At 68.9% G+C, this 7,106-nt stretch carries 9 protein-coding genes; 8 read left to right on the top strand and 1 reads right to left on the bottom strand.

The annotated features are described in order from the left end of the window. Nucleotides 1–1,067: hypothetical protein (locus tag VM221_02440; protein ID HUT73678.1), on the top strand; the 1,067-nt coding region annotated here is incomplete at its 5' end. Here the strand turns inward: VM221_02440 and VM221_02435 are convergent. Next, nucleotides 1,064–1,234: a hypothetical protein gene (locus VM221_02435; protein ID HUT73677.1), complete on the bottom strand. Its 171-nt coding sequence runs from the start codon at nt 1,232–1,234 to the stop codon at nt 1,064–1,066. The two genes, VM221_02440 and VM221_02435, sit on opposite strands and share 4 nt — an antisense overlap. 142 nt (nt 1,235–1,376) lie before the next feature. Between VM221_02435 and gspE the strand changes: the two genes are divergently transcribed. The 7 genes from gspE to VM221_02400 all read left to right on the top strand — a co-directional run bounded on the left by gspE (nt 1,377) and on the right by VM221_02400 (nt 6,996). Next, the gene (gene gspE, locus VM221_02430) at nt 1,377–3,068 is read left to right on the top strand and encodes a type II secretion system ATPase GspE (protein ID HUT73676.1); all 1,692 of its coding nucleotides are present in this window, start codon (nt 1,377–1,379) and stop codon (nt 3,066–3,068) included. 33 nt (nt 3,069–3,101) lie between these two features. Next, on the top strand, nt 3,102–3,680 hold the full coding sequence (locus tag VM221_02425; protein HUT73675.1) for a hypothetical protein: 579 nt from the start codon (nt 3,102–3,104) through the stop codon (nt 3,678–3,680). Between the two features lie 61 nt (nt 3,681–3,741). Continuing rightward, nucleotides 3,742–4,962, top strand: coding sequence for a type II secretion system F family protein (locus VM221_02420; protein HUT73674.1), 1,221 nt, complete (start codon nt 3,742–3,744; stop codon nt 4,960–4,962). Then, a complete protein-coding gene (gene gspG, locus VM221_02415; protein HUT73673.1) occupies nt 4,959–5,426 on the top strand; it encodes a type II secretion system major pseudopilin GspG in 468 nt (155 codons plus the stop codon). Before VM221_02420 ends, gspG begins: the two co-directional genes overlap by 4 nt. Then, complete coding sequence (locus VM221_02410) at nt 5,398–5,919, top strand: prepilin-type N-terminal cleavage/methylation domain-containing protein (GenBank protein HUT73672.1); 522 nt, start codon at nt 5,398–5,400, stop codon at nt 5,917–5,919. Before gspG ends, VM221_02410 begins: the two co-directional genes overlap by 29 nt. Further along, a complete protein-coding gene (locus tag VM221_02405; GenBank protein HUT73671.1) occupies nt 5,897–6,328 on the top strand; it encodes a hypothetical protein in 432 nt (143 codons plus the stop codon). The genes VM221_02410 and VM221_02405 overlap by 23 nt, the downstream gene beginning before the upstream one ends. Further along, a complete protein-coding gene (locus VM221_02400) occupies nt 6,325–6,996 on the top strand; it encodes a prepilin-type N-terminal cleavage/methylation domain-containing protein (GenBank protein HUT73670.1) in 672 nt (223 codons plus the stop codon). Before VM221_02405 ends, VM221_02400 begins: the two co-directional genes overlap by 4 nt. Nucleotides 6,997–7,106: the final 110 nt, after the last annotated feature.

The raw sequence follows: 7,106 nt of genomic DNA, 5'->3' as shown, positions 1-7,106 counted from the left end.
TCGAAGAGGGGACCTTTGCGCACCCGGGCGGCGATGTGATGACGCCGCAGGAAGGCACGGCATGGGTGGCCGACCAGGCCGCGGATGCGGCGGCGGAGGCTTGGGAGAGCCGCGTCCCGCAGGCCACCGCAGCTGCCTTCGAGCACGCGGTAGTCGGGCACAACCGGCGCGTTGCCTACGCCGACGGCACTGCCCAGATGTACGGCCGAACGGACCGCGACGACTTCGTCTCCATCGAGGGATACGAGGATCACAGCGTGGACCTGCTCTTCACCTGGGATGCCGGCGGGCGCCTTACCGGGGTGGCTGTCGCCATTCCCTGTCCGTCGCAGGTTGACGAGCTCCTGGAACTTCTCTCCGCAGACTTCTGGCATGACATACGGGTCGAGTTGCGCGCTCGCTTTGGCGAGGCGCTGCACGTGCTACCGCTGTGCGCGGCGGCGGGCGATATCTCCCCGCACCTGCTACTCTACCAGCGCGAGGAGGAGAGGATGCGCCGTCGCCGGGGGGTTTCGGAGCGCCGCGAGATTGCCGTGCGCGTTGCCGACGCGGTAACGCGGGCCCTCACCTGCACTACCCCGGCGACCGACGACATACCCTTCGCCCACGCCGTGCGGCGCATCGAACTGACCCCATATAGGATCACGCGTGAGGAACGAGACTGGGCGCAGGCCGAGTATGAGCGCGCCTTGCTGAATCATGGCGCCGGCTCCTGGCATACGCAGCGGCTGCGCACCGTCGTCGAGTGCTTTGACGGCCTCCAGACGACTGAACCGGTCCCGGTGCAGTTGCACGTCTTGCGGGTCGGCGATGTCGCTCTAGCGACGAATCCGTTCGAGCTGTTTCTCGACTATGGACTGCGCATCAAGGCGCGCAGTCCCGCCTCACAAACGGTGATCGTACAGCTTGCCGCCGGCCGCGGCTTGTATCTTCCCACCGAACGAGCGGTTCAGAGGGGCGGATATGGGGCGATGCCAGTCGTGTCGATAGTTGGCCCAGCGGGCGGGGAGGAACTCGTCGAGGAGACCCTGGGGATGATCCGGGACCTGTTCCCGCGCCAGAGTTAGACCCCCGCCTGCGCGCCGCCGGCGGCGTGGCTGCTCAGGCGATGGGCGCTGTCGCTCTTGTTCGCCGCCTGCAACTGATGGGCATGGTTATCCGAGGCGGTGGGCTCGTTTCCCGCTTCCCGGGCGGCCAGCGCCCGCTTCTCCTCACCCGTCGCCCACCGAGGCAAGCACGCTGGTGCGCCCCCGCAACGTGGCGGCAAGCTGCCCCCAATCGGGGCCGGCCCCAGGCACTGCGCGGGTCTTCTCGACGCGCGCTGAAACCTTCGCGCCTCCGAAAGCGTCTGCCCTGGTAAGGATGGCGACAACGGGATGGGGATTCCTCTAGGTCAATCGCTCGGGGATCTGCTCGCGGATTCCGGGCTGCTCACGGCAGATCAATTGCAGCAGGCGCTGCGGGAGTGCGAGCGCAGCGGCGACCGGCTGCCGGTGGTGGTGGTGCGCCTGGGGTTCGCCGGGGAAGAGCAGGTGCTGCGGTACCTCGGCGAGCGGCTGGGGCTGCAATACGTGCACGACGTCGAGCGGCTGCTCAACCCGGAGGTGTTGCTCAAGGTGCCGAGCGAGTTCGCCCTGCGCCACCAGGTGCTGCCGCTGCAGCAGGACGACGGCACCCTGGTCGTCGCCACCGCCGACCCGCTCAACGTCTCCGCGCTTGACGACCTGCGGCTGCTGGTGAGCTGCGACATCCGTCCGGTGCTGGCGCCCGCGGCCGAGATCTCCGAGGCGATCGAGCAGTTCTACATGGAGCGCATGTTCCGCGACATGGCGGAGCTGCAGGTGGAGGAGCCGGCGATTGACGACCTGGAGGTCTCGGACCTGGAGAAGATGGCGTCCGAAGCCCTGGTGATCAAGCTGGTCAACCTGGTGCTGCACCAGGGGATCCAGGATCGCGCGAGCGACATCCACATCGAGCCCTACGAGACCTACACCCGCATTCGTTACCGCGTGGACGGGGTGCTGCGCGAGGCCTCGTCGCCGCCGCGGCGCCTGCACGCGGCGATCGTGTCGCGGGTGAAGATCCTGGCCGACCTCAATATCGCCGAGCGCCGCCTGCCACAGGACGGGCGCATCCGCCTGCGCTTCTCGGGCCGGCAGATTGACATGCGGGTTTCCACCGTGCCCACCCTGTTCGGCGAAGGCGTGGTCATTCGCCTGCTGGACAAGAGCGCCGGGTTGCGCGAGCTGGAGGACCTGGGCATGCCGGCCGATGTCCTCGCGCAGTACGCCGCCATCATCCGCCGGCCGCACGGCATCATTCTCGTCACCGGGCCCACCGGCAGCGGCAAGACCACCACTCTCTACGCCGCGCTCAGCCGCATCATCTCCCCCGAGCGCAAGGTAATCACCATCGAAGACCCGGTCGAATACCAGTTGCCCGGCGCCAATCAGATCAACGTCCGCCCCGCTATTGGCCTCACCTTCGCCGCCGGTCTGCGCCACATCGTGCGTCAGGACCCGGACGTGATCATGGTCGGCGAGATCCGCGACCGCGAGACGGCGGACATCGCCATTCACGCCGCGCTCACCGGGCACGTCGTCTTCAGCACCCTGCACACCAACGACTCCGCCGGCGCGCTGACGCGACTGCTGGACATGGGCATCGAGCCCTACCTGGCGGCGTCCAGCGTCATCGCGGTGCTGGCGCAGCGCCTGGTGCGCCTGGTCTGCCCCCACTGCAAGCAAGCGGTGGAGCTCGACGCGGAGGCGCTGGCCGAGCTGGGGGTCGAGCCGGAGCTGCGCGGGGGATTCAGCGCCTGTCGCGGGACCGGCTGTGACCGCTGTCGGGGCGCCGGTTATCTCGGGCGCACGGGGGTGTTTGAGTTGTTGGCGATCAACGACGAGGCGCGGTCCCTGGTGCTGGGAAAGGCGTCGGCGTCGCAGATCAAGCAGCGCGCGGTCGCCGCGGGGATGCGGACGCTGCTGGCGGACGCGCGCGAGAAGGTGCGCCAGGGCCGGGCAACGGTGGAGGAAGTGCTGCGCGTATGCCAGCGCGATGAGATCTGACGCCGAGGATGTCGGCAAGAAGGGAGCAGAACCATGAGATTCCGTGCAATGGCCGCGTTGCTGCTGGTCGCGGCGGTGGCCGGGGCGGTGATCGCCGCAGAGGCGCCGGGGCCGGTTGCGGCGCCGCCGCCAGGGCCTGGTGGGCAGCGAATGGGGCCGCAGGGTGATCCCGGCCAGATGCTGGACATGATGCTGGGGCGCCTCGGCCTGACCGAGGCCGAGAAAGCTGCGGCGAAGAAGGCGGCGCGCGCCAAGATGGAAGCTACGGCTCCGCTGGCGAAGGAGCTGGAGGCGCTGGGGCAGACGGCGCGCAACGACAAGGCCACGGACCAAGAACTCAGGGCGGCGCTGCAGAGGTTCGACGCGGCCCAGCTCGCGTACCGCCAGAAGGTCAAGGCGATTGACGCGCAATTGATCAAGGCGGTGTCGCTCAAGGCGCGGGCGGCGCTGACGGCGATGGGCGTGCTTGACAACGGCATGGGCATGCGCATGGGCGGCAGGATGCGACCGGGCGGGATGGGTGGTCCCGGCGCAGAGGGGATGCGCCGGCCCGGCGGCGGCGGCTGGGGCGGACCCAGCCAAGATTCGCAGGGACCGCGGGTCATCCGCTGAGCGTGGGTGGAGGAGCGCGGGCCCGCCTCGGTGACCTCGGGGCGAGCCCGGCAGGATGGTAATGGGCAAGTACCGCTATCGCGCCCTGGACGCGCAGGGCGCAACCGTTGTGGGGGAGATCGAGGCCTCCGACCGCCGCGACGCGGCGTCACGGCTGCGCGCCTCAGGCGTGTTTCCGACCGAACTGGATGGCGCGGCCAGCGCCAACGCGAATAGCGGCGCCCGGGGACCTGGGCTCGGTCGCGGCCAGGTCGCGATGCTGACGCGGCAGCTGGCCGACCTGGTGGCATCGGGCATGCCGCTGCATCGCTGTCTCGAGCTCCTGCGCGAGCAGGCCGGCGGCCGGCAGCGACAACTGCTGGAGACGGTAAGCCGCGAAGTGCAGCGCGGCGCACCGCTGTCGGAGGTGCTGCGGCCATTGTCGCGGTCGTTCTCGACCCTTTACGTGGAGATGATCCGCGCGGGTGAGAGCAGCGGTCATCTCGACGCGGTGCTCACACGCCTGGCCGAACACCTGGAAACCCAAGAGGCGCGGCGAGCGCAGATCGTGTCGGCATTCACCTATCCGGCGGTCATCGTGATGGTGGCAATCGGTGCGGTGGTGTTCATGGTCACCTTCCTGGTGCCGCGGCTGTCGGTGGTCTTCGCGGACCTGGGGCAGGCGCTGCCCGCGCCGACGCGGCTGCTGCTGGCCATCGCCCACGCTGCGCCTCATATCGGGCCGTGGTTCGCCGGCGCCAGCGCGCTCACGTATCTCGCGCTGCGACAGGTCGCGGCGACACCGGGAGGCGCCACCGCGCTCGACGGCGCGCTGCTGCGGCTGCCCCTGGTGGGGCGCTTGGTGGCGCAGGTGGCAGTCGCCCGCTTCGCGCGCACGCTGGGGACGCTGTTGGCGGGAGGAGTGCCCATGCTAGAGGCGCTGGAGATCGCCGCGGCGGGAGCGGGAAATCGCGTCCTCGGCGCGCACGCGGACGCCCTGCAGCAACAGGTGCGTGAAGGCGAAAGCCTGAGCCGGGCGATGGCGGACGACGGCGCCTTTCCCCCGACCCTGACGCAGATGATCGCGGTGGGCGAGGAGACGGGCAACCTGTCCGCCATGCTGGTGCGTCACGCGGACGCCGCCGATTTCCGATTCGACCAGGCGATGCGGCGGGTGACAACCCTGGTTGAGCCGGCGATCATCCTGGTCATGGGCGCGGTGGTCGCGTTCATCGTGTTGTCGGTATTGCTGCCGGTGTTCGACATCTATTCCGCGATTGATTTGTCAGGGAGAATGCGATGACACTTGCGAGGAGCGACCGCGGGCTCGAACTCCGCGCCCCTCGGCGCGAGAGAGGCTTCACGCTGGTCGAGCTGCTGGTGGTGATGATCATCCTGGCGGCGCTGGCGGCGGTGATCGTGCCGCGGTTGTTTGGCCGCGCCGAGCAGGGACGGAGAGCCAAGGCGATCGCGGACATCAAGAACCTGGAAACGGCGATTGACATGTACGCCGCCGACAATGGGGCGCCTCCGACCACCGAACAGGGCCTCCAGGCCTTGGTTGAGCCGCCGAGCACCGAGCCTGAGGCCAAGAACTGGAACGGCCCTTACCTCAAGAAGCAGCTTCCCCAGGACCCCTGGGGCGGGGAGTACATCTATACCTCCCCGGGCGAGCACAATGTTGATTACGATATCCTCTCCTATGGCCGCGATGGGCAGGAGGACGGCGAGGGCGCCGATGCGGATGTCACCAACTGGGAGGACTAGGGAGCGCGGCTTCACGCTGGTCGAGCTGGCGGTGGTCACGCTGATCGTGGTCGCGCTGGCGGCGGTGGCGGCGCCGTCCTTCGCCGGGTTCCAGCGCGCCAGTCAGGCGCGAAATTGCGCGTGGGGGGTGGCGACGCTGGCGCGCCGGGCGCGCGATTACGCTATCTGCCACGGGGTGCGGGTCGCGCTGGAGTATGACGGCGAGGAGCGCCGGTTTCTCCTGGCGCAGGAAACCGACCCGGGGCAGTTCGAGCCGCTGGCGCTCGCGGGCGCGCTGCCGGTGACGGCCCCTGACTCGGTCGAAGCCATCGCGCTGTCGGTGGAGGGTCAGGAGGCCGGCCCCGAATCGCCGGTAGTGTTCTTCCCGGACGGACAGGCGCTGCGAGCCGAGATTATGCTGGAGGGATCGCAGGGCCGTTTGACGGTGACGATCGCGCCTCTAACCGGGCGGGTGAGGGTGGTGGAAGGCGATGCGGGCGAACCGGTGGGATAACGGGCTTGTCCGCCATAGTCTCAGCGAAGGCGGATTCATCCTGGTTGAGTTGCTGGTGGCGGTCGTGCTCATCGCCACTGGGCTGACGGCGGCCGCCTCGGCCTTCTCGGCCGCGACTCGCGCCCAGGGCGTCGCGGTCGTGAGGAGCACCGCTGCCCGGCTGGCGGAGGCCAAGCTGGCGGAGATCCAGACGGCGGGCGTCGCCTCCGGCGATGCGGAGGGCGACTTCTCGGAGCTGGACACCGCCGCGCAGGCGAGTGCCCTGGCGGACTATAGGTATCATTGGCAGGTCACCACCGGTGAGATCGAGGGATTGGCGCGGGTTCAGGTGGAGGTTTGGCATCGCGAGCAGGAGGCCCAGCGGTTCACCCTGGTGTGTTACCTGCCTTCGCAGGAGACGGCCCAGTGAGGCGGGTGGGGACTGGATTCACCCTGGTCGAGCTGCTGGTCAGCGCCACACTGCTGGCACTGGTAAGCGCGAGCGTGACCGGGGTGATGTCGGTATGTCTGAGCGCCTGGCGGGCCGGTCAGGAGCGGTCCGACCTGGCGCAGGAGGCCGAGGCCGTGCTCGATACCGTGGGGCAGGACCTGCGCGCGGCGTTCATCGGGCGGCGGGGGTTCTTGATCGCGGACACAGAGGGGAACCTCGAGCTTACGACCCTGTCGCGGCGCATGGATCGCGTGCTCTACCTGGGCACGGAGTCAGGCGAGAACGCCTCGGACCTGGCGCAAGCGATCTACTTCACCCAAGCTCGAGCGGATGACGATACCCTGGTGCTGTACCGCAGGGAAATCTGCCCGCCGGAGCGCGAGCCTTTGGGCGAGGCGGCGCTGGACGCCGAATCGGCGCAGATGCTGTGCGCGGGGGTGGTGTCCTTCAGCCTGCGATTCTGGGACGGGCAGGAGTGGGTGACGGAGTGGGACGCGCCGGGGACATCCACCGAACAGGTCGCCAGCACTCCCCTGCCCGGGGCGGCGGAGATCGTGCTAGCGCTGCGCGAAGGGAGGCGGCAGGAGGAGTGCGTTACCCGCGTGCCCATTTGCATGAGCGCAGCCACGGTGGGAGGCGCGCAGTGAGAAGAGACGATGGGGCCGCCCTGGTGATAGCGCTGTTCGCGGTCACGATTCTGACCGCGATCGTGGTCGCCTTCGCCGGGGTGGCGCGCACCGACGTCTTGCTCGCGGGC

The organism is Armatimonadota bacterium (assembly GCA_035527535.1).
Classification (GTDB): domain Bacteria; phylum Armatimonadota; class Hebobacteria.
This window is presented reverse-complemented; position numbering and strand designations above follow the sequence as displayed.